The organism is Mycolicibacterium sichuanense, assembly GCF_033741125.1.
In the GTDB taxonomy this organism is placed as follows: domain Bacteria; phylum Actinomycetota; class Actinomycetes; order Mycobacteriales; family Mycobacteriaceae; genus Mycobacterium.
The window spans coordinates 1,123,541-1,149,595 of the sequence record NZ_JAWQPU010000001.1 but is presented as its reverse complement, the minus strand read 5'-3'; the positions used below and the strand labels follow the sequence as shown (position 1 = coordinate 1,149,595).

Here is a 26,055-nt window from a genome sequence, read left to right as displayed (position 1 = left end):
GGCCGCGGCCACCACGGCACTCGACCCGCCTGCGTCAGACCCGTTGCAAACGCCGGTTGCGCGCGTCGATGGCGTCCTGGGTGGGTGGTACCAAGAGATCACCACCGGGGCCGGCGGTGGCTTGCGCCCGCATCACGCGGGGGCGCTGGTGACGCTCGTACACGGCGAACGCCTGCGGCAGATCACCGGCATGACGTTGCATCGCCTCGGCCAGCAACCAGGTGCCGGTGAGGGCCAGGCTGGTCCCCCGGCCGGACAGGCCGGATGCGCAGTATGCGGCATCGCCGACCAGGACGACCCGGCCCCGGTGCCATTGCGGCATCAGGATCTGGCTGACCGAATCGAAGTACAACTCGGGATCGCGGCGCGCCGACGCGATCAGTTCCGGGATCCGCCACTCGTCATGGCCGGCATAGGCCTCGGTGAGGATCGCCTTCTGCTGATCGAGATCGTGATAGTCGTAGTCCAGCCACGGCGACCGAAACATGAACAGTCCCAACGCCTCATCGCGATAGGTGGCGACGCCGATCGTGCGGCCGGGGATACTGAACATCGGATTGGGCCCGTTGGCACCGTCGTAGTCCGGCAGTTCGGTGATGGCGACGTAGAACCCGAGGTGCCGCAGGAACTCACGCTCGGGCCCGAAGGCCAGCCCCCGCACGGTCGAGTGCATGCCGTCGGCCCCGACCACCAGATCGAAGCGATCCCGCGCGCCAGACGCAAACGTGACGTCGACGCCGTCGCCGTCGTCATGTAGCTCGGCGATGGACGCGTCGAACGTCAGCATCGCCGACCCCGGCAGGGCGCTACGCAGGATGCACGTGAGGTCTTCCCGCGGAATTTCGACGTCGTCGGTCGAGTCGCCGATCTCGGCGGACGGCAACTCGGCCACCACCTCACCGTGCTCGTCGACGAAGCACACGCGGTCGGACATGTCGACGCGATGCTCGTGGATCGCGTCGAGCAGACCCATCTTGGAGGCGATGTGAACCGCGTCGCCTCGGATGTCGATCGGTGAACCGTTCACCCGCAGGTGCGAGGCGCGCTCCGCCAGAGTCACGTCGTGACCCGCGGCGCCGAGCGTGATTCCGGCACTGAGCCCGGCGATTCCGGCGCCGGACACGAGGATGCGCATCGGCGATCTCCCTTCGTAGTTAAGATACGGTCTGTACCCAATAGACCATAGAGTCAACGATTAGGAAACACAATGTCTCTTAAGGTGGGTGATGGCGTGCCCCGGCGCCGACGTGGCGCCGCGCTCGAGGAGGCGATCCTCGACGCCGCGTGGTCGGAGCTCTCCGAACGTGGTTACGACGACTTCACCATCGACGCCGTTGCCGTTCGCTCGGGCACCAGTCGCGCCGTGCTGTACCGACGCTGGCCCAGCAAGCCGCAACTGGTGCACGCCGCGCTGACGCGAGCGGTCACGAAGGACCCCGTGCGGACGCCGGATACGGGCAGCCTGCGCACCGACATGATCGAGCTTCTTCGACAGGCCAATCGCAAACGCGTGCGCCTGGCAACCCAGCTGCTCACCCGCCTCGGCGACTTCTACCGGGACACGGGCTCCAGCCTCGCGAACCTCGGCGCCGAGATCCAGGGCGGCCGCAACGGGCAACTGATGGTCGTGATCCACCGGGCCATCGACCGTGGCGAGCTGGAGTCCGAGGGCATCCCGGATCGCGTCGCGAGCGTGGCCGTCGACCTCTTTCGGTACGAGGTCATGATGACGCTCAGGCCGGTTCCCGACGAGGCGATCCTGGAGATCGTCGACCTGATCTTCCTGCCGCTGCTGGAGAAGTACCGGCCCGGCGCATCGACGAGTTGATCGTCATACTCGACGAGGAATCGTCCACCCAGCGAGAGGCCGCCATGCCCGGCACCGACGACACGATCATCGGAGCGACCCCGTCCACCGAGGTGCCGCGCTATGCCGGAAAGGGCACGTTCGCCCGGATCGCCGACATCCACGAGGTGAGCGACTTCGACATCGCGATCCTCGGCGTGCCGTTCGACGGTGGGACGTCGTATCGGCCCGGCGCTCGCTCCGGCCCCCTCGGCGTCCGTCAGGCCGCTCGGGCGCTGAGGCCCGGCTTTCACGTCGAGTTGGGCGTGGCCCCCGTGCAAGAGGTCCAGATCGTCGACGCCGGTGACGTCGCGGTGACGCCGTACGACATCGCGGAGGCGTGCACCCAGATCCAGGATCGCGTCGCGGAGCTCGTCGGCGACGGCCGACGCAAGCTGGTCTCGATCGGCGGCGACCACACCATCGCGCTGCCGAATCTGCGGGCCCTGCATGCGGTCCACGGACCAATTGCATTGGTGCACTTCGACGCTCACCTGGACACCTGGGACACCTACTTCAAGGCGCCGGTCACCCACGGCACCATCTTCCGGCGCGCCTTCGAGGAGGGCCTGCTGGTCGAGGACCATTCCATCCACGTCGGCATCCGCGGGCCGATCTATGACCGGATGGACCTCGACGACGACGCCCGCATGGGCTTCCGGATCATCCGGGCCGGCGACCTCGACGTGATGGGCATCCCGGCGGCCGTCGACGTCGTTCGTCGGCGCGTCGGCGACGTGCCCGTCTACCTGTCGGTCGACATCGACGTCCTGGACCCGGCCTTCGCCCCCGGAACGGGAACTCCCGAGTCGGGTGGGCTCACTGCCCGCGAACTCCTGCGCATGCTGCGGTCGTTGACCGGGCTCAACGTCGTCGGCGCCGACGTCGTCGAGGTGGCGCCCGCCTACGACCACGCCGAGATCACCTGTCTCGCCGCAGCAACGGTGGTCTACGACCTGCTCGGCCTGCTGGTCGTCAACGGTTGAACTAGAAGTCCCAGTCCTCGTCGGTGGTGTTGACGGCCTTGCCGATGACGTAGCTCGACCCGGAGCCGGAGAAGAAGTCGTGGTTCTCGTCGGCGTTGGGCGACAGCGCCGACAGGATCGCCGGGTTGACGTCGGTCTCGTCCTTGGGGAACAACGCCTCGTAGCCGAGGTTCATCAGCGCCTTGTTGGCGTTGTACCGCAGGAACTTCTTGACGTCCTCGGTGAGCCCCACCCCGTCGTAGAGGTCCTGGGTGTACTCGACCTCGTTGTCGTAGAGCTCGAAGAGCAGCTCGTAGGTGTAGTCCTTGAGCTCGGTCTTGCGCGCCTCGTCGGCCTGGGCCAGCCCCTTCTGGAACTTGTAGCCGATGTAGTACCCGTGCACGGCCTCGTCGCGGATGATCAACCGGATCATGTCGGCGGTGTTGGTCAGCTTCGCGCGGCTGCTCCAGTACATCGGCAGGTAGAAGCCGGAGTAGAACAGGAAGCTCTCCAGCAGCGTGGAGGCCACCTTGCGCTTGAGCGGGTCATCACCCTTGTAGAAATTCATCACGATCTCGGCCTTGCGCTGGAGGTTGACGTTCTCCTCCGACCAGCGGAAGGCCTCGTCGATCTCCACCGTCGAACACAGCGTTGAGAAGATGTTGCTGTAGCTCTTGGCGTGCACCGACTCCATGAACGCGATGTTGGTGTACACCGCTTCCTCGTGGGGGGTGAGCGCATCGGGGATCAGGCTCACGGCGCCGACGGTGCCCTGGATGGTGTCCAGCAGCGTCAGACCCGTGAACACGCGCATGGTCAGCTGCTTCTCGTGGGCGTTCAGCGTGCCCCACGACGGGATGTCGTTGGACACCGGCACCTTCTCCGGCAACCAGAAGTTGCCGGTCAGGCGGTCCCACACCTCCGCATCCTTCTCGTCGTGAACGCGGTTCCAGTTGATGGCCGAGACGCGGTCGATCAGCTTCATTCCATCGGACACCTTGGACCCCAATTCAAAACGTGGTGAGTAGCTGTCACGACACTACAACTGGGGTCCGACAACGGACCGCAACACAACCACTTGTGTTGGCGTGTCGCGTCGCGACACGCTCAGCGGCGGCTGAACCGGTACTCGGATCGCTTGAACCGACGGGTCGCCAGCCAGTACTGCCAGGTCATGCCGCTCCACAGGGTCCGGTTGACGCCCTTGGCGTCCATGTACCAGCTCCGGCAACCTCCGGTATTCCACACCGTCTTGGCCAGCTCGCCCTGCAGCTGAGCGTTGAACTCGTCCTGCGCGGCCCGGGTCGGCGCCGCAGCCTGAGCGCCCGTCGCATCGACCGCCGCGATCGCCTGCGCGACGTAGCGGATCTGCGCCTCGATCATGAACACCACCGAGTTGTGGCCGAGCCCCGTATTGGGCCCCAGGAGGAAGAACAGGTTCGGCATGTCGGCGACGGCGACGCCGCGGTGGGCCTCGACGCCGTCGCGAGTCCACCGGTCTACCAGGTCCTCGCCGCCGGGGCCCTTGATGTCGACGTAGGAGTACGAGTCGGTGACGTGGAAACCGGTAGCGAACACCAGCACGTCGACCGGGTGCTCGGCGCCGTCCGACGTCTCGATGCCGTCCCGCGTGATCCTGGTGATGCGTTCGGTGATGACCTGGGTCTTGGGATTGGCGATGCCGCGGTAGTACGTGTCGGAGTTGAGGATTCGCTTGCAGCCCGCGCGGTAGTCCGGAGTCAGCTTGCGCCGCAAGGCCTTGTCCTGGACCGACCGCCGAATGTTCCACTTGCCAAGCCACGCACCGACTCTGAGTAGCCACGGCTGCTTGGTCATGCCGAAGCCCACCACCTCGTGCAGCCAATAGATCGCCACCCGTGCCAGTGCCCGCGCGCCCGGCACGTCGGTGAAGACCGTGCGGACCCATTCGGGCAGGGCGTTGTTGGGACGCGGCATCACCCACGGAGGCGTGCGCTGGTAGACCTGCAGCTCGGCCACGTCGTCGACGATCGCGGGCACCAGCTGAATGGCGCTGGCTCCGGTACCGATGACGGCGACGCGCTTGCCGGTGAGGTCGACGGTGTGATCCCACTGTGCGGAGTGGAAGGCCACTCCGGCGAAGTCGTCGCGCCCCTCGATGTCGGGCACCAGCGGGATGTGCAGTGCGCCGGCCCCGGAGATCAGGAACTGGGCCACGTACTCCTGGCCCGCGGTGGTGAACACGTGCCAGCGCATTTCGGCGTCGTCCCAGTGCGCCCGGTCGACGTGCGAGCCGAAGTGCACGTAGCGGCGCAGTCCGTACTTGTCGGTCACGCCCTTGAGGTAGTCGAGGATCTCCGGCTGCAGCGACCACATGTGGGTCCAGTCGGGCTTGGGCTCGAAGGAGAACGAATACATGTGCGATGGAATGTCGCAGGCGCACCCGGGGTAGGTGTTGTCGCGCCAGGTGCCACCGATCTCGTCGGCCTTCTCCAGGATGACGAAGTCGACCCCCTGCTTCTGCAGGGCGATGCCCATGCCGAGGCCGGAGAACCCGGTGCCGATGATGACGGCACGGGTACGGATCGGGGTCTGGCGAACTGCGGCCTCGCCGGCCTGCTCGGCAATGGTCATGCCGCCAACAGTACCTGGGAACGCCGGTACCGTATTTAGGCGACCGACTCGCGACGCCGGACGCCCTCGTGCAGCGGGAGGTCCGGATCGATCTTGATGCCGAGCAGCTCGCAGGTGCCGTAGATCGAACTCAGCATGATCGTGGTCATGTGCACCATGAAATCCTCCGGCGGCATCCGCCGGGTGCTGTCGGTGCTTGGGCCCAACCACCACTCCGTGGCGGCGGCCGCGGAACCGAACGTCGTGAACGCCGCCAGCTCGATGGCCGCGCCGTCCAATTCCATCTCGCGGAGCTCGTCGTTGAACATCGCTGCCATCGCCAGCGTGATGTCACGGCCCTCGTTGAGGGCCCGCATCGTCGACTCGCTCTGCTCGGCGAAGCGGCCCTGAATCAGGAATCGGCACACGTTGGGGTGCTCGTCGACCAGCCGGACGTATTGCTCGACGCTGCGCCGGATCACCTCGCGGGCGGGGTCGGTGGAGATGTTGATGGACGGAAAGATGGCTGCCCACAACATGTCCCGCAACCGCTCGCCGATCGCCTGGAACAGGTCCGACTTGTCGGTGAAGTGCCGGTAGATCTTGGGCTTGGCGGTCCCCGCCTCTTCGGCGATCTCGCGCAGCGACAGCTCGGGTCCCAGCTTGTCGATGGCTCGGAACGCGGCATCGACGATCTCGGCGCGGACCTTCTTGCGATGTTCCCGCCAACGTTCGCTACGGGCGTCGACCTTGACCCCGGGTTGGGCCCCAGGAGAGGGTCGGGACGGTCTGCGCACGGACTCACTGTACCGGCTGAGCGGCGTTGACCTGCCAAGACCGCGCCGGACCGGCCGGCGGGGCGCCCGCGGGAGTCAGCCTTCGGTCACCGCCGTCGGGGCGATCTGGCCGGCTCACCCCGGGTACGATCGCTGCGAATACATCCCGCTAGACGAGACGAGACTCATGACGCAGCGATACGACCTAGTCATCGCCGGAGGAGGGCCATCGGGCGCCGCCGCGGCGTGGCAGGCAGCGCAAACCGGCGCCAAGGTGGTCGTCCTGGACAAGGCCGAGTTCCCCCGCGACAAGCCGTGCGGTGACGGCCTGACGGCCCGCGCCGTCAGCTATCTGCAGAAGATGGGCCTGGCCGAGGAGGTGGACAAGTTCCACCGGGTCAACCGGGTGACGGTCTTCAGCCCATCTCAGTGGGAGCTATCGTTCCCGACCCGCCCGGGGATGCCGAATCACGGTTACGTCGCCCCGCGCCCGCAGCTCGACACCCTGCTGCTCAAGCACGCCGAGGCAGCCGGTGCCGAGATCCGGCAGTCCTGCGAGGTGACGGGCCCCGAGCTCGACGCGAGCGGTCGCGTCGTCGGCGTCGTCCTCAAGAGCGGCGAGAAGGTGTACGGCGATGCCGTCATCGCGGCGGACGGCGCCTACTCCCCGATCAAGCGGGCACTGAAGATCGACTCGGAGTACAACGGCTACTCGGCTATCGCGATCCGCGCGGAGATGCCGGCCAACAAGCCGGACTCCGACTCGCTCGACATCTACCTGAACCTGAAGTTCAAGGGTGACCAGCTGCCGGGCTATGCGTGGGTCTTTCCGTTCGGCGGCGGCCGCATCAACATCGGCCTGGGTTACGTCAACAGCTACAAGAATTGGCAGCAGATCAACGCCACCCAGTTCATGGGCGAGTTCATGCGGACGCTGCCGCCCGAGTGGGAGCTGCCGCCGATCGAGGAGCTCAAGAAGGACAAGCTGGTGCGGGCCTGGCGGTTGCCGATGGGCTTCACCGCGTGGCCGCCGTGGCGTCCCGGCGTGTTGTTCACCGGCGACTCGCTCGGCGCGGGCAAGCCTGCCTCGGGCGCTGGTATCTCCAAGGCACTCGAATCAGGTTTGGCCGCAGGCGAATGCGCGATCGCCGCGCTGACCAACGGCGGACCCGACGACTTCACCAACTATGCGCTGCGCATGGAGGCCGCTTGGGGCAAGGAGTACCGGCGCGGCCGCTACTTCCACAAGCTCGCCGGCATCCCGGCCGTCGCGAACAACGGCATCAAGCTCATCGACAACGCGTTCTTCCGCGACCGGATGCTCAAGGCGCTCTACAAGAAGGAGCAGGGCCCGCAGCACCGGGTGAAGTAGCCGACCCGCGTTCGACCCGTGCGGTCCCCTCGGCGCCCCTCGTGGGTGCGGAGGGGACCGCACGGTCGTCTCAGATCAAGATCGAAACCGCGAAGTGTCGCATCGGCCCCCTTGAGGCAACGGTAAGAAAACGCCGTCGTTCTCAACCTTGACCGGTCCGTGTCATTCCTGTGACCTCTGTACCCCAGTGTTACCGAAGTGAAATGAGTGCACCGAGGCATTCTCGCGCGGCGAACCGGGAGTTCAGATGACGTCGATGACCTCGTACCGACCATGGGCCGGATCGTGGACCGCGCCAACGCTGCGCAACGCGTTGGTGGTGCGGCAAGGGATCGCCTGGACGACCTACGTCGACACGTTCGCGCTCATCGTCCGGCCCGTCGTGGTGACGCTCGGCATCGCGGCCGCCGCCGTGATGTGGCCCGCCCACGGCCCGGACGCTCCCATCACCAGCGCCGTGAGCGGTAGCGGCGGCTCCCCCACCGCCGCCACCGTCACGCCGTGAACGCGAACTGCACGTTCTCGGCCACGGGCACGAAACCCAGCCGCCGATAGATCCCGTTCGACACCGGGTTCTCGACGTCGGCGAACAGGACGACGTCCCGCGCGCCGGTCCGCTGCGCATGCCGCACCGCCTCGGCGGTGACCGCAGCACCGTAACCGTGGCCTCGGTGCGCCGGCGGGGTGTACACCGGACCGATCCGCGACATCCCCAGCAGGCAGCCGTGGACCCGAGCCATCGCGACGGGCTCACCGTCGACGGTCCACAGCACCACCTGTCCACCGGCCGTGGCGATGTCAGTCAGCACTCCCCTGCAGGCCTGCGGGTCCGAGACCGAACCGAAGGCCTCGACGAAGAATCCGTCCAGCCACTCGACGAGCAGCTCGGCGTCCGCGTCACTGGCGGCACGTGGTGCGCCGACGACACCCCTGGCCTCGGTGAGCTCACCGAGCCGGTACAGCGTGTCGGCGAACGACGGTGTCGCGGTCACGCCGGCGACTTCGACCCATGCCTGACTGAAACCCGTTGCGGTGTCCGGCGTTCCGCGCACTGCGGGCAGCTCGGGGCGCACCGTGGCCAACGCGGCCGCCGCCTCCTTGGCCAGGGTGGGCGGGAGCCCGTTGACCAGCAGGACGCCGGCACGCATCTGCAGCGCCGCACCCACGGTGCCGTCGCAGTCGACGATCGACAGTAGGACGTTCTCGGCCGGCCATGACGCCGTTCGCAGCGTGGTGAGCTCAGTCGTGTACCGCACGGGGTCTCTGCGGTAGACCCAGCGCGCCGCCGGACCGAAGCCGTCCGGTGAGGAGTACAGCTGAACGTTCACGCCTTCGAGAGTGAGCCACCGCGAGGCGAATCTCCACTGATTTAATCGGCCGCGAAAGCCGTCTCGGCCAGCGAGTGTGAACGTGGCGACGCAGAATGCCGGTGCGCCGTCGCAGGATTCACCCTCGGCGTCGGCCGCGCCCTGCCCGGCCCGGCTTGCTGGCGACCTTTCCCGCCGCGATGCGGGCGGCCTGCTTGGCGAGGGTCTTCTCCCGCGCGGTGCGCTTGGGTGCCGGCTCGGCCCGCCCTCGCGACGAGCTGGGTTTGCGGCCGCGCACGATGCCGATGAACTCCTCGATCAGCGGCGGCTGTTGGCCCGCCGCGGCGGCGAGCGCCACCGGGCAGGTTGGCGCGTCTGTGATCGGCCGGTAGGTGAGGTCCCTTCGGTGATGCAGCCGGGCCAGCGACTGCGGGACGACCAGCGCACCCATTCCCGCCGCGACGAGTTCCATTGCGTCGGCCGTGGTCTCGGGGCGGTGCTCGACTGGGACACCGGGCACGGCGGCCCAGGCGACGACGTCGTCGAGTGGGGTCAGGATCGGTTCGCCGTCCAGATCGGCGGCGGTGATCGCGTCGGCGGCACCGAACAGGTGATCGGTCGGCACCACCACCACCGTGGTCTCGTCGTAGAGCGGGATGACGGCCAGCCCGTCCGCGTCGGCCGACGGCCGCAGCAGCGCCACGTCGACGGTGCCGGCCCGCACGGCGTCGGCCGCCTCCGCCGCGGCGACGGTCTGCAGTTGCAACGGAACCTCGGGATGGCGCTGCGCCCAGGTCCTTGCCCACTTCGCCGGGGTCACCCCGGGGACGTATCCCACTGAGAGCGAGGGCAGCGAGGATGAAGCCACTGCCTCAGGCTACCGATACGCTCATCCCATGAGCAGGCCGAACGCGCAGTCCATGAAACCCGCCACGGCGGCCAGGAAACTGGACGTGTACCTGCCGGCGACGCCGGCGGAGTTTCAGGAGAATGCGATCACCCGCGCCGAGCTGGCCGCGTTGCAGGCCGACCCGCCGCAGTGGCTCGAGGACCTCCGCAAGAACGGGCCACACCCGAAGAACCTGGTGGCGGCCAAGCTCGGCGTCTCGATTGCCGGCCTCGCGCGCGGCGGTGTCACCGAGGCGCTGACCACCGAGCAGATCAATCAGCTGCTCGAGGACAAGCCCGAATGGCTGGTCGCCGAACGCGAGAGCTATCAGGGCGTGCTGCGCGAGGAGCGCCGGTTGAAGACGCTGCATGCGGATCGGGCTCGCGAGAGCTGAGCTCCCCCTTCTGGCCTCCGGCGTGAAGATGACGACGCATCCCTCGCGAGATGCGTCGCCACGTTCACATTCGAGTGCGGCCGAGAACGCCTACAGCATGCAGCTGACGCAACCCTCGACCTCGGTGCCCTCCAACGCCATCTGGCGCAGCCGGATGTAGTACAGCGTCTTGATGCCCTTGCGCCACGCGTAGATCTGGGCCTTGTTCACGTCGCGCGTGGTGGCGGTGTCCTTGAAGAACAGCGTCAGGCTCAGTCCCTGGTCCACGTGCTGGGTGGCCGCGGCATAGGTGTCGATGATCTTCTCGTAGCCGATCTCGTACGCGTCCTGGTAGTACTCCAGGTTGTCGTTGGTCAGGTACGGCGCCGGGTAGTAGACGCGACCGATCTTGCCTTCCTTGCGGATCTCGATCTTGCTGGCGACCGGGTGGATCGAGCTGGTCGAGTGGTTGATGTAGCTGATCGACCCCGTCGGCGGGACGGCCTGCAGGTTCTGGTTGTAGATGCCGTGCTGTTGCACCGACTCCTTGAGCCGCAGCCAATCCTCTTGCGTCGGAATGCGAATGCCCGCATCGGCGAACAACTCACGCACCCGCTCGGTGGCCGGCTCCCACGTCTGCTCGGTGTACTTGTCGAAGAACTCGCCAGAGGCGTACTTCGAGCGCTCGAAGCCGCCGAAGGCCTTGCCCCGCTCGATCGCGATGCGGTTGCTGGCCCGCAGCGCGTGGTGGAGCACCGTGTAGAAGTACATGTTGGTGAAGTCGACGCCCTCTTCGGAGCCGTAGAGGATGCGCTCGCGCGCCAGGTACCCGTGCAAGTTCATCTGGCCGAGGCCGATGGCGTGAGAGTCGTTGTTGCCCTGCTCGATCGATGGCACCGACCAGATGTGGGTCTGGTCACTGACCGCGGTCAGCGCCCGGATCGACACCTCGATGGTCTGCGCGAAGTCCGGCGAGTCCATCGCCTTGGCGATGTTCAGCGAACCGAGGTTGCACGAGATGTCCTTGCCCACCTTGGCGTAGCTCAGGTCCTCGTTGAACAGCGACGGCGTCGACACCTGCAGGATCTCCGAGCACAGGTTGCTGTGGGTGATCTTGCCCTCGATCGGGTTGGCCCGGTTCACGGTGTCCTCGTACATGATGTACGGGTAGCCCGACTCGAACTGCAGCTCGGCCAGGGTCTGGAAGAACTCGCGCGCCTTGATCTTCGTCTTGCGGATCCGGGCGTCGTCGACCATCTCGTAGTACTTCTCGGTCACCGAGACGTCGGCGAACGGCACGCCGTACACGCGCTCGACGTCGTAAGGCGAGAACAGGTACATGTCCTCGTTCTTCTTGGCCAGCTCGAAGGTGATGTCCGGGATGACCACGCCGAGGGACAGCGTCTTGATGCGGATCTTCTCGTCGGCGTTCTCGCGCTTGGTGTCGAGGAACCGGTAGATGTCGGGGTGGTGCGCGTGCAGGTACACCGCGCCGGCACCCTGGCGGGCGCCCAACTGGTTGGCGTAGGAGAACGAGTCCTCCAGCAACTTCATGATGGGGATGACGCCGGAGCTCTGGTTCTCGATGTTCTTGATCGGCGCGCCGTGTTCGCGAATGTTGCTCAGCAGCAAGGCGACTCCGCCACCGCGCTTGGACAGCTGCAGCGCCGAGTTGATGGAGCGTCCGATCGACTCCATGTTGTCCTCGATGCGCAGCAGGAAGCAGCTGACGGGCTCGCCGCGCTGCTTCTTGCCCGAGTTGAGGAACGTCGGGGTGGCCGGCTGGAACCGACCGTCGATGATCTCGTCGACGAGCTTCTCGGCCAGCATGGTGTCACCGGCGGCCAGGGTGAGCGACACCATGACGACGCGGTCCTCGAAGCGCTCGAGATAGCGCTTCCCGTCGAAGGTCTTCAGCGTGTAGGAGGTGTAGTACTTGAAGGCACCGAGGAACGTCGGGAAGCGGAACTTCTTGGCATAGGCCCGGTCGAGCAGCGACTTGACGAAGTTGCGTGAGTACTGGTCGAGCACCTCGCGCTCGTAGTACTCCTTCTGCACCAGGTAGTCGAGCTTCTCGTCCTGATTGTGGAAGAAGACCGTGTTCTGATTGACGTGCTGCAGGAAGTACTGGTTGGCGGCTTCCCGGTCCTTGTCGAACTGGATCTTGCCGTCTTTGTCGTACAGGTTGAGCATCGCGTTGAGCGCGTGGTAGTCCGTCTCCCCCGGGAGCGCGTGCACTCCGGTGGTCAAAGGTTCTGCAGTGACGGTTGGTGACACGTCTGGTCCTTCCAGAAGTCGTCGAGCCCCGCGCGGACGGCGAAGACGTCGTCCGTGGTGCCCATGAGTTCGAAGCGATAGAGGTAGGGGACGCCGCACTTGCGTGAGACGACGTCACCGGCGTAGCCGAATTCGGCGCCGAAGTTGGTGTTGCCCGCGGCGATCACACCGCGGATCAACGACCGGTTGTGCTCGTCGTTGAGGAACGCGATCACCTGCTTGGGGACGTAGCCCCCGGCGTCTGGATCGGGCCCGTTGGCGTGTCCGCCGCCGTAGGTGGGAAGCACCAGCACGTAGGGCTCCGTGACCTGGATGCGCCCGTGCAGCGGAATCCGGGTGGCGGGCAGCCCGAGCTTGGTGACGAAGCGATGGGTGTTCTCCGAGACGCTGGAGAAGTAGACGAGAGAACCCGTCGGCGACGTGTCGGTCATCTCGCGGTTTCTCCTCTCGTCTCGTCGGCGGCCCGTCGTGGGCGTCAGGCCGTGACGGCGACCGCGCCGGACAGCGACTTGATGCGATCGGGGCGGAAGCCCGACCAGTGCTCGCTGCCCGCAACCACGACGGGGGCCTGCAGGTAGCCCAGCGCCATGACGTAGTCACGCGCCTCGGGGACCTCGGTGATGTCGACGACGTCGTAGGCGACCCCTTGCTTGTCGAGGGCCTTGTAGGTGGCATTGCACTGGACGCAAGCAGGCTTGGTGTAGACGGTGACGGTCATCGATGGGCTCCCCTCAGCGAAACATTGATCAAGCATTCGTGGTGTTTCCTACACAAGCCTCTCGCACGGCACCGACAAGCTTCCTTCTTGGCTCGTTCGTTACCCTGCTCAACGCTTTACCGGAGGCATGGCTTCCCGGTTGGAGCGTTCGAACGAGTCACGGATCGAGCCGGTGACGCTTCCCGCTTGGCACTAGATGTTGTGTCCGACTAGTAGAGCACATACAAGATGGACTTAATCACACAAATGAAATTTCGCCTGGTAGTTGCGGTGTGTCGGGTGATTTCCGGCGTGTCATTCACAGCCTCCAGATCGCGACGACCTGGCTTTCCCCTGGCCAGCGCCGCGCTTCGGTGCGCCAGCCGACGTACCGCGAGGCGCCGTGTCGCGTACTCGACGGAGCAAAGCCGCAACACGGTCGAGCGGCCTTCATGCGTCGAAGCCGCCGGCGAACCCCCTTGGGAGCTCGCCGGCGGCCCGGTGTCGAGTGGGCTCAGCCGACCTCGGCGACCAGCTTGCCGACCGCCTCGCGGAGCTGCTGGACCACGTCCGCATTCTCGCGAGGGTGCTTGCCGTCGAACGTGGCGGCCGGCACCGAGAGCTTGACGTCCTCGATCACCCGAGCGCCCGCGATGCCGAACGACTTGCGCGTCTCGTCGTGCGCCCACACCCCGCCGTACTGCCCCAGCGCGGTGCCGATGACCACCATCGGCTTGCCCTTGAGCGCACCGTCACCGTAGGGCCGCGACAACCAGTCGATCGCGTTCTTCAGCACTCCGGGAATGCTGCCGTTGTACTCCGGCGTGACGACGAGTGCGGCGTCCGCCTCGGCGGCGGCCAGGCGCAGCGCCTGCACCGACTCGGCCACTTCGTCGCCGTCGACGTCCTCGTCGTAGAACGGCAGCTCGCCCAACCGGTCGAACAGCTGCAGCGATACCCCGGCCGGGGCCGATTCGGTGGCCGCCTCGGCCAGCTGCCGATTCAGCGAGCCCGCCCGCAGACTGCCCACCAGTACCAGTATCTTCACGTCCGCCATGTCCCTTGGCTTCCCTTCGATCGATTGTCGTGATCCTCCCATAGCTTAACCGGACTGCGGTCCGATTCATTTCCACTGCGCTAGGGTGCAGAGATGAGCATCGGTGACGAGTTGGCCGCCTTGCCGGTCACCGACTCCGGCCCGACCGAGCGCGGTGACGCCGCCCGCAACCGGGCCCTGCTGCTGGCCGCGGCGCGCCGGCTGATCGCCGAGCGCGGCGCCGACACGGTGACGATGGACGACGTCGCGGCGGCGGCAGGCGTTGGCAAGGGCACACTGTTCCGCCGCTTCGGCAGCCGCGCCGGGCTGATGATCGTACTGCTCGACGAGGACGAGAAGGTCGAACAGCAAGCGTTCATGTTCGGTCCGCCGCCGCTGGGACCCGGCGCGCCGCCCCTGGAGCGGCTCCTCGCCTACGGCCGCGAACGACTGCGGTTCACCTGGGATCACCGGGTGCTGCTCTCCGACGCCGGCCGCGACCCGCAGACCCGGTTCAACGCGCCCGCGACACTGCACCGCAGCCACGTCCGGATGCTGCTGGAGTTTGCGGGCACGACCGGCGATCTCGACGCGCAGACCGAGGCGCTGCTGGCGTTGCTCGACGCCGACTACGTCACCCATCAGGTCGAAGATCTGGGGCGCAGCCTCGACGAGCAGGGTGCGGCGTGGGAGGGCTTGGCGCGCAAGCTGTGCGGCCGATGAGGAAGCGCGGCTAGGACCATGTGGGTCCTGCACGTCGACCTCGACCAGTTCCTCGCCTCGGTCGAACTGCGGCGGCGTCCCGAACTCATCGGTCTCCCGGTCATCGTCGGTGGCAACGGTGACCCGACCGAACCGCGCAAGGTGGTGACGTGTGCGTCCTACGAGGCGCGGGCCTTCGGGGTGCGGGCTGGGATGCCGCTGCGGGCGGCCGTCCGCAAGTGTCCGGACGCCACGTTCCTGCCGTCGGACCCCGCCGCATACGACGAGGCGTCCGAGGAGGTGATGGGCCTGCTGCGGGACCTCGGCCACCCCCTCGAGGTGTGGGGTTGGGACGAGGCCTATCTCGGTGCCGAGGTCGCCGATCCCCTCGCCCTTGCCCAGCGCATCCGCGACCTCGTCGAGGCCCAGACCGGACTGTCCTGCTCGGTGGGCGTCAGCGACAACAAGCAGCGGGCCAAGGTGGCGACGGGCCTTGGCAAGCCGTCGCGCAGCGCAGCGGGAGCCGAGGGCCGGGGGGTGTACCAGCTCACCGACGAGAACTGGATGGCCGTGATGGGCGACCGCGGCGTCGACGCACTCTGGGGCGTGGGGCCCAAGACCACCAAACGACTTGCGGCACTGGGTATCACGACGGTCGGCGACCTGGCTGCCACCGACGCCGAGGTGCTCACCGCGACGTTCGGACCGACCACGGGGTTGTGGATCCTGCTCCTGGCCAAGGGTGGCGGCGACGCCACGGTGAGCGCGCAGCCGTGGGTGCCACGCTCGCGCAGCCACGTCGTCACCTTTCCCAAGGACATGACCGACCGTGACGAGATGGCCGCCGCGGTGACCAGACTTGCCCGAACCACGCTCGACGAAGTCGTCGCGCAGGGACGCACCGTCGTGCGCGTCGCCGTCACGGTTCGCACCAGCACCTTCTTCACCAGGACCAAGATCCGCAAGCTCGCCGCCCCCACCGTCGACGGTGACGCCATCGTCGAGACGGCACTGGAGGTGCTCGACCGGTTCGAACTGGACCGGCCGGTGCGCCTGCTGGGGGTGCGGCTGGAGCTGAATGCGCCCGCGGAGCCGACGCCACGGCGGCCCGACGCCCGCGCCACGGGTCAGGGCTGAGGGCAGGTGTTCGGCGGGGGCACCCCCGCCAACCGGTCCTTGACCCACGTCACGGGTGTCGTGCCGAGGTCCAGCATGCCGTGTCCCTGGCCCGGAGCCACCTGAAGGTCGATCACGTCACCGATCGCGCACGCGCGGCGCACCCCCTCCCGAGTCCACGCCGGGAGCACCACCTGGTCGGCGTCGCCGTAGGCCACCAGCATGGGCGCGGAGGCGGGACGCTGCGGCAGCGCGGACCGGCCCAGCCAGCCGCGCAACCGGTCCGCCGCGGCCGCATCGATCGGCGTGGTCTCCGACGGTGGAGCCGCATCGGCCACCATGGACTTCAAGCCCTCCTGCTCGCCGGCGCACGACAGGAAGACGTCTATCCGGCTCAGCATCGTTCCGTGCAGATAGTCCGCGAGGCGCAATTCGGGATGGAGGACCTGCAGCCCCCTCAGCAGCATCGGGAGCAACACCTTCTGCGGTGTCGTCAGGGTCCCGGCGACCATCTCGTCGACCAGGGGACGCAGGTCGGTCGGCGCCGCAATGCTGATCGACCCCTCCAACCGCAGCCCGCGGCCGTAGTCGGCCGCCAGCTCGTTGGCCGCCCACACTGCTTGTCCGCCTTGCGATACCCCGTAGGAGATCCACGCGTCGGACGCCGCGGAGACCACTTCGCGTGCAGCGCGCACCGCGTCGATCACGTTGTACGCCTCCGTCGTCGAATCCAAATACGCGTGACGCCCCGGCGTGCCCAGACCCTGATAGTCCGGCAGCACGACGACGAAACCGAGCTCCAGGAAGGGAATGATCGAGGTGAGGTTGCCCATCAGACCGGGATAGGCCGAAGGTGCGCACGGTGAACTCAGTCCGCTCGTCGGGTGACCGATGGCGGCGACGGGCCAGCCACCGGCGGGAGGACGTCCGTTCGGGACGAAGACGGTGCCGGAGACGGCGGTGCGGGAACCGTCGACCCCCGACGTCGACCGGTACAGAATCCGCACCGACGTCTGAACCATTTCCTGCAGCACCGGGTAACCGCGAAAGTCCGCGGGCGCGGCCAACAGTCGACCGGGCGCGCCGTCACCACCCGCTACGGCGGACGCGTCGCGACGAGGCGGCCCGCACGCCGTCGCCGCCAGCATCACGGCCGCCAGCATCACGGCGGCCAGCATGACGTGGCACACGGCACGCCCCCATCGCAGGGTCGACGGGCGGATCATCGAGCTCACCTCTCGGTGAGGAGGCCGATGGGATCGGCACACATGCGCTGCAGTGCTCCGGACACGACCGACGGCGCGATCATCTCACTGCAGAACGAGGCCGTGAAGGTACGTCCGCCCGAGAGGTCGTCGGCCAGCAGCGTGAGGGCATCTGGGCCGTCGGGCTCGAGATACGCCGAGAATTGCGGTGGGCGGCCGGGTTTCCACGTGACCCCGTCGAACGCGGTGAGCCTGCCGAGGTCGCTGACGGCCAATCTGAGACGGTCGGGAACGTCCACCACGTCGGTGGCCTCCGATGCCTGGGGACGGTGCAGGGCAGACGTCAGCTCGGCCATCCCCAGGATCGCCAGCGGCCACCCCGAGTCGATCACCCGGCGGGTCAGCCGGGCGATGTCCTCGGGGGATCCAGAGGGCGGCATGACGATTGGGATCCCCACGGCGAAGTTGCCCTGGGCGGTGCGGTATGCGTCGCCGAGGTAGCGCCGACAGTTGATCAGGATCATCACCCGGTCGTCGATGCGGACCCCCTCGGCCCGCAACGCCGCCATCCAGAGGGCCACCGTCACCGATGCCGTGGTCGCGCCCGGCCGGCACCGCTTGGTCCAGGCACGCAGATCCTCGACCCGGGACGCATCGAGGTACGCGCCGACACTGCACTTCGCCGACTGCCAGTGGTCGATGCGGCGCAGTGGTTCGCCGTCCCCGCCGACGTCGAACTGCTTGTGCTGCTTGCGCAATCGCACGACGTCCGCCAAGGCCGACGGCCTGGATCGATAGTGCCGCCACGCGGCGGTCCACACCGCGGTCGACGGTAGACCCGCCGCAAGGATCGGGGCCCGCGACTCGTCGCCGCCGGCGAGGATCGCCAATCCCAGGATCCCCAGCTGTCCGTCGCCCACGCCGTGCGAATAGTCGAGCACCAGGTGGTCACCGCAGACGATCACCTCGAGCGGACGACGCGGCCCGGGCCGATTGCGCACGGCGGTCACCAGAGCGGCTTGATCGTCGGTGTCGAGATCCGGACGAGACGTCACCACGTGGTCGGAGGTCGTCGTGTCGTAGTCCCACCGACGCCGGCCCCCTTCGGGTATCAGCGTCGAACGCGGCGCCGGCGAACACCGCGCGACGGCGTCGAGGATCGTCCCGAGGCGGTCCGCGGACAATCCCTCGATCGGGCCGACGGTCGCCACGGTCCGTGCGGGCGCGAGAGCGCGGTCCAGCGCGGTGGAGCGGTACCGCACCCCCGACCTAGTGCGAGGCATCGACGGCGTCCCGCAACTGACCGTGTAACTCGTTGCGCGAGAGCCGGTCGACGTCCGCGAATGCCTCAGCCCACATGGTCATCGGCCACCGCGTGCTCGCTGCCGCCGGCACGCAGGTGATCGGATTCGGTTGCCACGTGTCCGTTTCGGCGGGGCTGCGCCACATGCCGAGCCGCGGCGGATTCATCACCCGCGTCGTCCCTCCCCCGGCGACGTTTGGTCGCGACGGGTCGCTGCAGCACCAGCCACGCCGGCACACCGAGACCCCTCAATTGGCGCAACGCCCGTTCGGCGGCTGCGCGGTCGGTCGACCGCGTCTGAACGATCACTACGCCCAGGGCGACCGTGCTCGCGTCGATCTCGCGCCACCACTTCGCCTCCAGCGGAGCCGACCTGGGGAGCCGACGTGCACCGTCGGTCACCGGAGCCGGCGGCAACCCCGCCGATCGCGGGAGTGCCGCATCCTTGCCGTTCAGCACCAGGACGTCGCGACCTTCGCGTTGACAACGGGCGATCTCGGCGGCGAGCAACTCGGGGACCTGACCGCCGGAATCGGCACCGGCGTCGAAGTCGACCTGGTAGGTGTGTGCCATCCGGCGAGCCCACGTCCGGTTGGGGTGCGCCCCAATCCGGCTACGCCACAGCACGATCGACTCGGCGGCGACGATCAGCGCGGCCAGCCCGGCGACGAGCGCCTCCGAGATCGGCTGCGGCGACACCGGGCTCCGGTCCTGTTCTGGTGTGGAGAGCACCGTCAGCTTGTCTCCCCCGCTGTTCTGCAGCGCCGCGAGCTGGCCACGCAGGTCGGCGAGCCGGGCGTCCGAGGCCGCCCGGGCCGGGTCATCGGGTGCCAGCGAGGCGTTGGTCGCCTCCTCGGCCGCGACGCCGGCCTGGACCTCCTCGAGTTGCTTGCCGAGGTCTCGGGTGTGGTTGGCGAAGGACGCCTGGGCGACCGTGACGACGACGGTCTGCACGAGTTGCCTGGCGAGTTCGGGTGAGGGTGCGCTCACCGTGAAGATCAGCAGCTGGGGGGACGGACCCGGGGCGAGCTGCACGTGCGAGTCGAGGGTGGCTGCGTCCCATCCGGTATCCACCTGTGCCAGCACCTGATTCAGGACGTTGGTGTCGCGGGCCAGCCCCATGAAGGGTGCCCGCATCTGCTCGATGAACGCGTCTCCGGGCAACGGTGTCTGAGCCGGCGTGATCTGGGCGACGATCGTCGCCGCGTACAGCTTCTCGGCCAACGCCGTGCGGAGGCCGAAGACGGTCCCCGCAACGATGAGCGCCACGACGAGCGCCGCGGGCAGGGCGCGGCCGAATTCCCGGAAGTGGCCCACCAGGTCCACGGGCGGGGGAGCCACCCCACGGTGCGTCGGATCGTCGGTGCTCACTGGGACCTCTCCTCGGTGACGATCGTCGACTGGCCGCGCACGCGGCTTCGGCAAACGCCGCGCGCGCCCAATGCTAACGATCCCCCGGCCCGGCGACGGCCAACTCGCCGAATCACGGCGTTCTCGAATCGTTCACGGCCCGCCCCTGCCGAAGGCACTGACCACCGCGTACGCGGGCTTGGGCGAGAAGTCGCGCCGCAGGACGCCGAAGTTCTGTTCGGCGTCGGCGGCATCGGACCCACCGTCGCGGATGCTGTAGACGAAGGCGGGCCCGATCCAGGGAGTCTTCCTGGCATATCCCAGGACGATGTCGAGGGTCTGGGCCTGAACGTCCTCGGATACGGCGACGGCGGCGGTACCCGTCGGCGCCCCACACTCGGTGATCCAGATCTGCTTTCCGGCGTCACCCCCCGCCACCATCTCCTCGTGCATGATCGCGACTCGCAGCGCGGTGTTCCACGCCTCGGTGCCCGGTGCGTTCGGCAACGCCGGATACGAGTACGGATGGATCGCGAAGGCATCGAAGAACTCGTTGAAGCCACCGGCGTACAGGCCGGCCAGGAACGTCGTCGGGGCGATGTCCCCGCCGTCGTCCTCGGCAGGCGCGAGTCCGCCGGAGACGACCGTGATGTGAGGATCGACGGCCTTCACGGCGCCATGGGTGGCGGCCAGGAGCCGCCCGTAGGCGGCCGGGTCCGGTCGCGGCTGGAAGAACTGGATCGTGTTCGGCTCGTTCCACACCTCCCACACCATGACATCGTCGCGGTAGCGCCGCGCGGCAGCCGCCGCGAAGTCGGCGAACAGCCGGGGATCCGTTGGAGCGAAGTGGGTTCCGGTGGGACGCAGTGCCGGATCGGCCGCCCAGGCAGGTGCGTAGGTCACCAGGCCCAACGGGCACATGCCATGCGCGACCACGGCGCGCATCACCCTGTCGACGTCGGTCCAGTCGCGCCGGCCCTGCACCGGTTCGACGCGGGACCAGTCGACGTCGACCCGGACCGACCACATGCCTGCGGTTCTCGCGGCGTCGAGCACCCTGGCGAGGTCGTCATCGGACATCGTCGACATGTCCGCACCATCGGCGCCACCGATCCGCCCCTTGCCGCGAGCGGCGTCGCAGGCCGGTCCCTGCGTCTCGCCGGCGACCAGCAGCGCAACCGTCACCGCGGTGACCACCGCGAGCGCCATGACGACGGCCCATCTCAAGGGAACGGCCACGGGTCAGTCCGTCAGTGCCCGCAACAGAGCGGGAAGGGTGACGGCGATGTCGTGCTCCTCGGCGATGCGACGGCGCCCCTCCTCCGACATACGTTGCCGCCGAACGTCATCGGCCAGCAGCGACCTGAGCGCCGAGGCCAGCGCCGAGGGGTCGTCCGGCGGCACCAGTACGCCGACCCCGCCGCGAAGGAACTCGGTGGGACCACCGTGGTCGGTCGCCACCACCGGCAGTCCGTGCGACATCGCCTCGAGCGCCGCCAGCGGTCCTGCTTCGGGCGACAGGCTGGCCGAGACCAGGACGTCCCACCGCGACATCGCCGACTCCGCATCGACGTGACCGAGGAAGCGCACGCGCCCCGCGAGGTCGGGGCGCGCGGCGCGCTGCTCGAGTTCCTCGACGTACGCGGCATCGCCGGGAAAGCTTCCACCCGCGAATTCGACTGCCACGCCAGGCAATTCCGTCAGCGCCGACAACATCACCCGGTGTCCCTTCCATGGCGTGAGGAGCGCCAGCATGCCCACCACCGGTGGCTGGTGGAGCGGCCCGGCGAGGACGGGCGCGGGCCAACGTACCCCGTAGGGCACCATCGTGACGTCGAGGCCGAGACTGCGCACGGGTGTGGCGGCCGCCTGGGTGCACGCGACCGCGACCCGGACCACCGCCCTGCTGGCCGTGATCACCACGCGTTGTACGCCCGTCGTCATCGCGTCGTGCACCAGCCATCCGACACCGTCGCGCGGTCGGGCGAGGCGCAGGGCAGGAAGCGCGAAGACGGAGTTGACCACGGTGGCGGTGTCCGCGGACCGCACGATCGGGCGCAAGATCCGTGCCGCAGAGGTCCAGCGCACCATCAACCGTGCGGCGGCAGCGAGCCGAGCGAGTCCGCGCGCACCGCCGAGCCCGAGCTCGGGAACCCTCACGTGGGTGCACCCTTGCGGCAGCGCTTCGGGCAGCGGGCCCGGCGGGCACGCCACCGCCACGCGGTTGCCCGAGCGCAGCGCCTCCTCGACCACGCCGAGCATCAGCTTCTCGGCACCAGAGACCTGGCCGGTGTAGGACACGAACACGATCTGCCTGGTCATCGCGCTGCCGATCGCGACCGGGCCGGACCGACGCCCGCGGTGAGTCCGAGGAGCACGGCGCCGCCGACGAACACCAAGACCCCCACCACCGACACGGCCGGCCACCACGCAGGCGCCTGCTGCACCAGGTAATCGCCGAGGGCCGCGACGGCGGCGACCAGGACGCTCAGTACGACGAGTTCGCGAACCGGCAGCAGCCCGCGAATGGGCACCGATCGCGCCACCACGATCCACAGCAGCACCAGCGTCACCGCCCACGTCACGACGGTCGCGATCGCCGACCCGTAGTAGGACAGCCGTGGGATGAGGATCAGGTTCAGGCCGACGTTGAGCGCGAGACCGAACAGTGCGACCACCGGGTAGCGTCGTTGCCGCTCCGCGGCGGTGAGCAGGAAGATGCCGAGGATGATCAGGGCCATCAACGCCGCCCCGACCACCAAGAGCCGTGCGGCGGGCGCGGACTCGCCGAACCGTTGACCGTAGAGCAGGCTGATGACCTGCCTGGCCGACGGCCAGAAGGCGACGACGCAGACGCCGCCCGCCAGGGCGAACGACGTCGCCGCGGCGCGGGACCTGGCACGGAACACCTCGGGCTGGAGGGGCCAGGCCGCCACCAGCAGGGTGCTGACCGGTGCCACCGCGGCGAGCACGATCGTGTCGATCACGTCGGAGAACTTGTACCCGATCGAATACTGGCCGACCGCCTCGAAGGTGTCGAGCAGGCTCAGCATGACGATGTCCACCTTCATCATCGCGATGGTGAGCGCGAAGCCGATCGCCAGCGGTACCGCCTCGGCCAGCATGGGGCGCCAGCGGTCGATCTCGATACGACGGGAGGGACGCAACCCCAACGCGCGGTTGCGAAGGCCGGCAGCCTTCACCCCGAGCTTGAACAGTTCGTTGACGACCGGAGGGATGACGAAGACGAGCAGGACCGGGGCGGTCATCGCCGCGACGACGACGAGGAGCAGCTGCACCCCCTGGCCGAGGCTCTCGGCGACCGAGACCACGAGCAATCGGTGTCTGCTCTGGTAGAGCACCGACAAGGCGTGGCTCGGCGTCGCGAGCACCACGACGAGGCCACCCACCGCCGTCGCGGCGATCACCTCGCCCGGATATCCGAGGACCACGACGTACCCGATGGCAAGGGCATAGCCGATCGCGCCGAGTACGGTGCGCAGCGCGATGAACGACGACGCGGTCCTGGCGATCTCCTCGGGATCACCGTCGATCAGCCGTGCCAGCACGACGCGGCCGACCCCGAGGTCGGTGACGATCGACATCACGCCGAGTAGCGCGAAGACGAAGCTGAACTGACCCCACTCGGTCGGGTTCAGCGACCGCGCGACGATGACGCTTCCCGCCCACCCCAGACCCGCGACGACGACGCGACTGGCGACGACCGCGAGCGTCGCCCTGGCCGCGGCTCGGGAATCTGCGGCGACCTCCCGAAAGTCGGTCCGTGGATCGACGCCGTCGACCGAGGCGTCCTCGCTCACACGGTCACCCCCGCACCCCGGTATGCCTGCATGGTTCGTTCCGCGGTCCGACGCCAGCTGAGTTTTCCTGCAACGGCCAGCCCGGCCGATACCAGCGCCGCGCGGGCGTCGGCGTCGGATGCGAGGGGACGCATCGCCTTGATCCAGTCCTCGACGCGGTCCGAACCCACGAGCACGGCGCCATCGCCGACGACCTGTGGCAGCGCGCCCACCGCACTCGCCACCACGGCGCCACCGCATGCCATCGCCTCCACGGGCGGCAGTCCGTAGCCCTCGTACCTCGAGGCGTACGCGGTGATGGTCGCGGTGGCGTAGAGCGCGGGAAGATCGGCGGTGTCGACGTATCCCAGACCGACGGCCGTCCTCGGCGCCGACGGTCCCGTCGATCCCGCTCCCGCCAGAACACACGGCAGTCCCAACCGTGCAGCAACGTCGGCCACCAGCGCCACGTTCTTGCGAGGCTCGACGGTGCCGACCTGCAGGACGAAATTTCCCGGGAGGGAGTACTTCACACGGACGCGGTCGACGTCGGCCGCGGTGGGGGCGTGCGCCCACGACGCCGGCGCCAGCTCGGTGACGACGGCGTCGCGGCCGCTGATCGCCGCGATCCGCTCCGCGGTGAACTGCGACACCGTCAGCAGGAGGTCGGCTTTGCGGAGGGCACGCCGGACGAGTTGCTGCTCGCCCCGCGCCCTGAACCAGCTCGACGCCGAGGGCATGTCGATCACCGACGTGTCGTGCACCGTCGCCACGGTCATGCCGCGAGTGAGCACCGGGAGGTCGACGTCCAGACCGTGGAAGACGTCCGACGACGCATCCGGCACCGCACCCAGAGCCGTCCTGACCACGCCACCCGAGACCGGCCGGACGATCGGCGTGACCTCCGGGGGAAGCTCGGCCACCGCATCGCGCTGCACCATCGCGGTGAGCTGCGCGCCGGACAGCAGACCGGCCAGCTCCTTCAAGAGTTCGCGAATGTAGGTCTGGACTCCGCTGCCGCCAGGCCGGAGCGCGAGCGCACCGAACGTGACTCGTGTTGCGCCGCCGCGCATCCGATCACCCCCAGAAGTAGCCAGAAGTAGACGTCGATCGGGAAGATCTCGAAGTAGGTCGCCACCACGCTGGCGAACATGGCCGCGACGATCGAGGCGCTCACGCCGAGTGCCAGTGCCCCGTCGCGGCCCGGCAGCGAACTGGCCAGACGCGTGGTCCACACCAGGGCCGTGACGATCATCGCCAGGAATAGCCACAAGCCCAGCGGGCCGAGTTCCAGCAAAATCTTCACGTAGTAGTCGTCCGGCTGATAGTTGGTGGAGAGCCCCTTGAACTGCACACCCGAGGCGATCGACATGCGGTCCGCCGCCGAACCGCTGGCACCGAGCCCCAGTCCGAAGGGGTGCACCACGACGCTGCTGATGATGCCGCTCCAGCCGGCGCCCCGCTCGCCGAGACTGTTCGCCGAGAGGAAGGTGCCGGTGATGCTCGCCGGCAACAGCGGCAGTGCGACCGCCGAGAGCGTGCCAATGGCGACCAGTGCGACTCCCAGTTGCCGAAAACGCCTCAGTGACAACCAGACCAGCCCCACCGCCAGCCCCAGGATGGCCGCCCGGACCACCGACGACGTCATGGCGACGACCATCACCGGAGACATCGCGATGAAGGCCAGATTGCGCGGTCGGCGAGGCTCGGCCAACGCGACCGCCCCGGCGACGAGCAGTCCCAGCATCACGTAGAGACCGAAGGGGAACGGCTGGTTGAACGTGCTGAAGGTACGCAACAGGCCGCCCGCCGTGCGGACCTGGGTGCCGTATTGGTAACCGAGGGCGACGAGAGCCCCTGGGCCAGCGATCAACTGGGCGATGCCGACCAGGGAGGTGAACACCGTGAGCGTCATCAGGACGGTGACCAGATGGTCGCGGTCACGCGCATCGAAGGGTGCCCACCGCAGGATTACGACGATCGCGAGGTAGAAGAACGTCACCTTGACCGCGACGAAGCCGAGCAGTCCGTACGTCGCGACGGCGGAGACGGAGCCGAATGCCAGGAAGGCCAACGCCGCTGGCCACCAGGGAGCATGCACGGTGGGCCGGCACGGGTCGGGCCGTCTGCTCCGCCGCAGCCAGGCGCATGCCGCGGTGAACAGGACCAGGCCCTCCTTCCACGCCGAGGCCACGCCCGGCACCGGAGCGAGCGCGAGCAGTCCGTGCAAGGGGGTGGCCGCAGCGAGGATGAGCAACCCGCGCTGCGGTCGGCGAAGGACGTACCACGCGGTGGCGAACGCGAGGGCGCCGACGAGCACCGCAGCCGCTGCCAATCCCGCCAGCCTCATCAGGGCACCACGCAGTCCCTCACGTCGAAGTCTTAGTCCGCCATCGGTTTGCCAAGGGCGAATCCGCTATTTGCCAGCCCGTACTGTACCGCCGAGCCG

At 68.0% G+C, this 26,055-nt stretch carries 25 protein-coding genes; 7 read left to right on the top strand and 18 right to left on the bottom strand.

Going from position 1 to position 26,055, the window contains the following annotated elements:
* Positions 1 to 34 precede the first annotated feature (34 nt).
* Positions 35 to 1,135, bottom strand: coding sequence for an FAD-dependent monooxygenase (locus SBI80_RS05600; protein WP_318973398.1), 1,101 nt, complete (start codon positions 1,133 to 1,135; stop codon positions 35 to 37).
* A 72-nt stretch (positions 1,136 to 1,207) separates the two neighbouring features.
* Between SBI80_RS05600 and SBI80_RS05595 the strand changes: the two genes are divergently transcribed.
* Together SBI80_RS05595 and speB are read left to right on the top strand one after the other, a co-directional pair.
* Entirely contained in the window at positions 1,208 to 1,828 is a 621-nt protein-coding gene (locus SBI80_RS05595) for a TetR/AcrR family transcriptional regulator (RefSeq protein WP_318973397.1), read from the top strand.
* A gap of 44 nt (positions 1,829 to 1,872) precedes the next feature.
* Entirely contained in the window at positions 1,873 to 2,832 is a 960-nt protein-coding gene (gene speB / locus SBI80_RS05590) for an agmatinase (protein ID WP_318973709.1), read from the top strand.
* A gap of 1 nt (position 2,833) precedes the next feature.
* Here speB and nrdF read toward each other — a convergent pair whose 3' ends face one another.
* The 3 genes from nrdF to SBI80_RS05575 all read right to left on the bottom strand — a co-directional run bounded on the left by nrdF (position 2,834) and on the right by SBI80_RS05575 (position 6,200).
* A complete protein-coding gene (nrdF, locus tag SBI80_RS05585; RefSeq protein ID WP_413232633.1) occupies positions 2,834 to 3,796 on the bottom strand; it encodes a class 1b ribonucleoside-diphosphate reductase subunit beta in 963 nt (320 codons plus the stop codon).
* Between the two features lie 122 nt (positions 3,797 to 3,918).
* Positions 3,919 to 5,424 carry a flavin-containing monooxygenase gene (locus tag SBI80_RS05580; protein ID WP_318973395.1) on the bottom strand — a complete coding sequence of 502 codons (1,506 nt, stop codon included), beginning with the start codon at positions 5,422 to 5,424 and terminating at the stop codon, positions 3,919 to 3,921.
* Between the two features lie 35 nt (positions 5,425 to 5,459).
* A complete protein-coding gene (locus SBI80_RS05575; protein ID WP_318973394.1) occupies positions 5,460 to 6,200 on the bottom strand; it encodes a TetR/AcrR family transcriptional regulator in 741 nt (246 codons plus the stop codon).
* Between the two features lie 166 nt (positions 6,201 to 6,366).
* Between SBI80_RS05575 and SBI80_RS05570 the strand changes: the two genes are divergently transcribed.
* Both SBI80_RS05570 and SBI80_RS05565 read left to right on the top strand, forming a co-directional pair.
* Positions 6,367 to 7,551 carry an NAD(P)/FAD-dependent oxidoreductase gene (locus SBI80_RS05570; RefSeq protein ID WP_318973393.1) on the top strand — a complete coding sequence of 395 codons (1,185 nt, stop codon included), beginning with the start codon at positions 6,367 to 6,369 and terminating at the stop codon, positions 7,549 to 7,551.
* Positions 7,552 to 7,798: 247 nt separating this feature from the next.
* Entirely contained in the window at positions 7,799 to 8,056 is a 258-nt protein-coding gene (locus SBI80_RS05565) for a hypothetical protein (protein WP_318973392.1), read from the top strand.
* Here the strand turns inward: SBI80_RS05565 and SBI80_RS05560 are convergent.
* Both SBI80_RS05560 and SBI80_RS05555 read right to left on the bottom strand, forming a co-directional pair.
* Positions 8,046 to 8,879: a GNAT family N-acetyltransferase gene (locus SBI80_RS05560; RefSeq protein ID WP_318973391.1), complete on the bottom strand. Its 834-nt coding sequence runs from the start codon at positions 8,877 to 8,879 to the stop codon at positions 8,046 to 8,048. The two genes, SBI80_RS05565 and SBI80_RS05560, sit on opposite strands and share 11 nt — an antisense overlap.
* A 118-nt stretch (positions 8,880 to 8,997) precedes the next feature.
* On the bottom strand, positions 8,998 to 9,726 hold the full coding sequence (locus SBI80_RS05555; protein ID WP_318973390.1) for a LysR family substrate-binding domain-containing protein: 729 nt from the start codon (positions 9,724 to 9,726) through the stop codon (positions 8,998 to 9,000).
* 28 nt (positions 9,727 to 9,754) lie between these two features.
* On the opposite strand from SBI80_RS05555, the gene SBI80_RS05550 reads away from it, so the two are divergent.
* The gene (locus SBI80_RS05550; protein WP_318973389.1) at positions 9,755 to 10,141 is read left to right on the top strand and encodes a DUF5997 family protein; all 387 of its coding nucleotides are present in this window, start codon (positions 9,755 to 9,757) and stop codon (positions 10,139 to 10,141) included.
* Positions 10,142 to 10,231: 90 nt separating this feature from the next.
* Here SBI80_RS05550 and nrdE read toward each other — a convergent pair whose 3' ends face one another.
* From nrdE to SBI80_RS05530, 4 genes are all read right to left on the bottom strand, one after another.
* A complete protein-coding gene (gene nrdE, locus SBI80_RS05545) occupies positions 10,232 to 12,397 on the bottom strand; it encodes a class 1b ribonucleoside-diphosphate reductase subunit alpha (protein WP_318973388.1) in 2,166 nt (721 codons plus the stop codon).
* The gene (nrdI, locus tag SBI80_RS05540) at positions 12,367 to 12,828 is read right to left on the bottom strand and encodes a class Ib ribonucleoside-diphosphate reductase assembly flavoprotein NrdI (RefSeq protein ID WP_318973387.1); all 462 of its coding nucleotides are present in this window, start codon (positions 12,826 to 12,828) and stop codon (positions 12,367 to 12,369) included. Before nrdI ends, nrdE begins: the two co-directional genes overlap by 31 nt.
* 44 nt (positions 12,829 to 12,872) lie before the next feature.
* A complete protein-coding gene (locus SBI80_RS05535; protein ID WP_318973386.1) occupies positions 12,873 to 13,115 on the bottom strand; it encodes a redoxin NrdH in 243 nt (80 codons plus the stop codon).
* Between the two features lie 493 nt (positions 13,116 to 13,608).
* Entirely contained in the window at positions 13,609 to 14,151 is a 543-nt protein-coding gene (locus tag SBI80_RS05530) for an NADPH-dependent FMN reductase (RefSeq protein ID WP_318973385.1), read from the bottom strand.
* Positions 14,152 to 14,244: 93 nt separating this feature from the next.
* On the opposite strand from SBI80_RS05530, the gene SBI80_RS05525 reads away from it, so the two are divergent.
* Both SBI80_RS05525 and SBI80_RS05520 read left to right on the top strand, forming a co-directional pair.
* A complete protein-coding gene (locus tag SBI80_RS05525) occupies positions 14,245 to 14,853 on the top strand; it encodes a TetR/AcrR family transcriptional regulator (RefSeq protein WP_318973384.1) in 609 nt (202 codons plus the stop codon).
* Between the two features lie 18 nt (positions 14,854 to 14,871).
* Complete coding sequence (locus SBI80_RS05520; protein ID WP_318973383.1) at positions 14,872 to 15,969, top strand: DNA polymerase IV; 1,098 nt, start codon at positions 14,872 to 14,874, stop codon at positions 15,967 to 15,969.
* On the opposite strand, the gene SBI80_RS05515 is transcribed toward SBI80_RS05520, so the two are convergent.
* The 8 genes from SBI80_RS05515 to SBI80_RS05480 form a co-directional block, all read right to left on the bottom strand.
* On the bottom strand, positions 15,960 to 17,174 hold the full coding sequence (locus tag SBI80_RS05515; RefSeq protein ID WP_318973382.1) for a lipase family protein: 1,215 nt from the start codon (positions 17,172 to 17,174) through the stop codon (positions 15,960 to 15,962). The two genes, SBI80_RS05520 and SBI80_RS05515, sit on opposite strands and share 10 nt — an antisense overlap.
* Positions 17,175 to 17,179: 5 nt before the next feature.
* Complete coding sequence (locus SBI80_RS05510; RefSeq protein WP_318973381.1) at positions 17,180 to 18,436, bottom strand: hypothetical protein; 1,257 nt, start codon at positions 18,434 to 18,436, stop codon at positions 17,180 to 17,182.
* 65 nt (positions 18,437 to 18,501) lie between these two features.
* Positions 18,502 to 19,827: a YveK family protein gene (locus SBI80_RS05505; protein WP_318973380.1), complete on the bottom strand. Its 1,326-nt coding sequence runs from the start codon at positions 19,825 to 19,827 to the stop codon at positions 18,502 to 18,504.
* Positions 19,828 to 19,959: 132 nt separating this feature from the next.
* The gene (locus SBI80_RS05500) at positions 19,960 to 21,045 is read right to left on the bottom strand and encodes a glycoside hydrolase 5 family protein (protein ID WP_318973379.1); all 1,086 of its coding nucleotides are present in this window, start codon (positions 21,043 to 21,045) and stop codon (positions 19,960 to 19,962) included.
* Positions 21,046 to 21,048: 3 nt separating this feature from the next.
* Complete coding sequence (locus tag SBI80_RS05495; protein ID WP_318973378.1) at positions 21,049 to 22,128, bottom strand: glycosyltransferase family 4 protein; 1,080 nt, start codon at positions 22,126 to 22,128, stop codon at positions 21,049 to 21,051.
* The gene (locus tag SBI80_RS05490; RefSeq protein ID WP_318973377.1) at positions 22,125 to 23,627 is read right to left on the bottom strand and encodes an oligosaccharide flippase family protein; all 1,503 of its coding nucleotides are present in this window, start codon (positions 23,625 to 23,627) and stop codon (positions 22,125 to 22,127) included. Before SBI80_RS05490 ends, SBI80_RS05495 begins: the two co-directional genes overlap by 4 nt.
* Positions 23,624 to 24,679: a glycosyltransferase family 4 protein gene (locus SBI80_RS05485; protein WP_318973376.1), complete on the bottom strand. Its 1,056-nt coding sequence runs from the start codon at positions 24,677 to 24,679 to the stop codon at positions 23,624 to 23,626. Before SBI80_RS05485 ends, SBI80_RS05490 begins: the two co-directional genes overlap by 4 nt.
* A complete protein-coding gene (locus SBI80_RS05480) occupies positions 24,589 to 25,959 on the bottom strand; it encodes an O-antigen ligase family protein (RefSeq protein ID WP_413232665.1) in 1,371 nt (456 codons plus the stop codon). Before SBI80_RS05480 ends, SBI80_RS05485 begins: the two co-directional genes overlap by 91 nt.
* Positions 25,960 to 26,055: the final 96 nt, after the last annotated feature.

Coding starts and splice junctions, on each gene's coding strand:
- SBI80_RS05600 (WP_318973398.1), bottom strand. CDS start 1,135: ATGCGCATCCTCGTGTCCGGCGCCGGAATCGCCGGGCTCAGTGCCGGA.
- SBI80_RS05595 (WP_318973397.1), top strand. CDS start 1,208: ATGTCTCTTAAGGTGGGTGATGGCGTGCCCCGGCGCCGACGTGGCGCC.
- speB (WP_318973709.1), top strand. CDS start 1,873: ATGCCCGGCACCGACGACACGATCATCGGAGCGACCCCGTCCACCGAG.
- nrdF (WP_413232633.1), bottom strand. CDS start 3,796: ATGAAGCTGATCGACCGCGTCTCGGCCATCAACTGGAACCGCGTTCAC.
- SBI80_RS05580 (WP_318973395.1), bottom strand. CDS start 5,424: ATGACCATTGCCGAGCAGGCCGGCGAGGCCGCAGTTCGCCAGACCCCG.
- SBI80_RS05570 (WP_318973393.1), top strand. CDS start 6,367: ATGACGCAGCGATACGACCTAGTCATCGCCGGAGGAGGGCCATCGGGC.
- SBI80_RS05565 (WP_318973392.1), top strand. CDS start 7,799: ATGACGTCGATGACCTCGTACCGACCATGGGCCGGATCGTGGACCGCG.
- SBI80_RS05550 (WP_318973389.1), top strand. CDS start 9,755: ATGAGCAGGCCGAACGCGCAGTCCATGAAACCCGCCACGGCGGCCAGG.
- nrdI (WP_318973387.1), bottom strand. CDS start 12,828: ATGACCGACACGTCGCCGACGGGTTCTCTCGTCTACTTCTCCAGCGTC.
- SBI80_RS05535 (WP_318973386.1), bottom strand. CDS start 13,115: ATGACCGTCACCGTCTACACCAAGCCTGCTTGCGTCCAGTGCAATGCC.
- SBI80_RS05530 (WP_318973385.1), bottom strand. CDS start 14,151: ATGGCGGACGTGAAGATACTGGTACTGGTGGGCAGTCTGCGGGCGGGC.
- SBI80_RS05525 (WP_318973384.1), top strand. CDS start 14,245: ATGAGCATCGGTGACGAGTTGGCCGCCTTGCCGGTCACCGACTCCGGC.
- SBI80_RS05520 (WP_318973383.1), top strand. CDS start 14,872: ATGTGGGTCCTGCACGTCGACCTCGACCAGTTCCTCGCCTCGGTCGAA.
- SBI80_RS05515 (WP_318973382.1), bottom strand. CDS start 17,174: ATGATCCGCCCGTCGACCCTGCGATGGGGGCGTGCCGTGTGCCACGTC.
- SBI80_RS05510 (WP_318973381.1), bottom strand. CDS start 18,436: ATGCCTCGCACTAGGTCGGGGGTGCGGTACCGCTCCACCGCGCTGGAC.
- SBI80_RS05495 (WP_318973378.1), bottom strand. CDS start 22,128: ATGACCAGGCAGATCGTGTTCGTGTCCTACACCGGCCAGGTCTCTGGT.
- SBI80_RS05485 (WP_318973376.1), bottom strand. CDS start 24,679: ATGCGCGGCGGCGCAACACGAGTCACGTTCGGTGCGCTCGCGCTCCGG.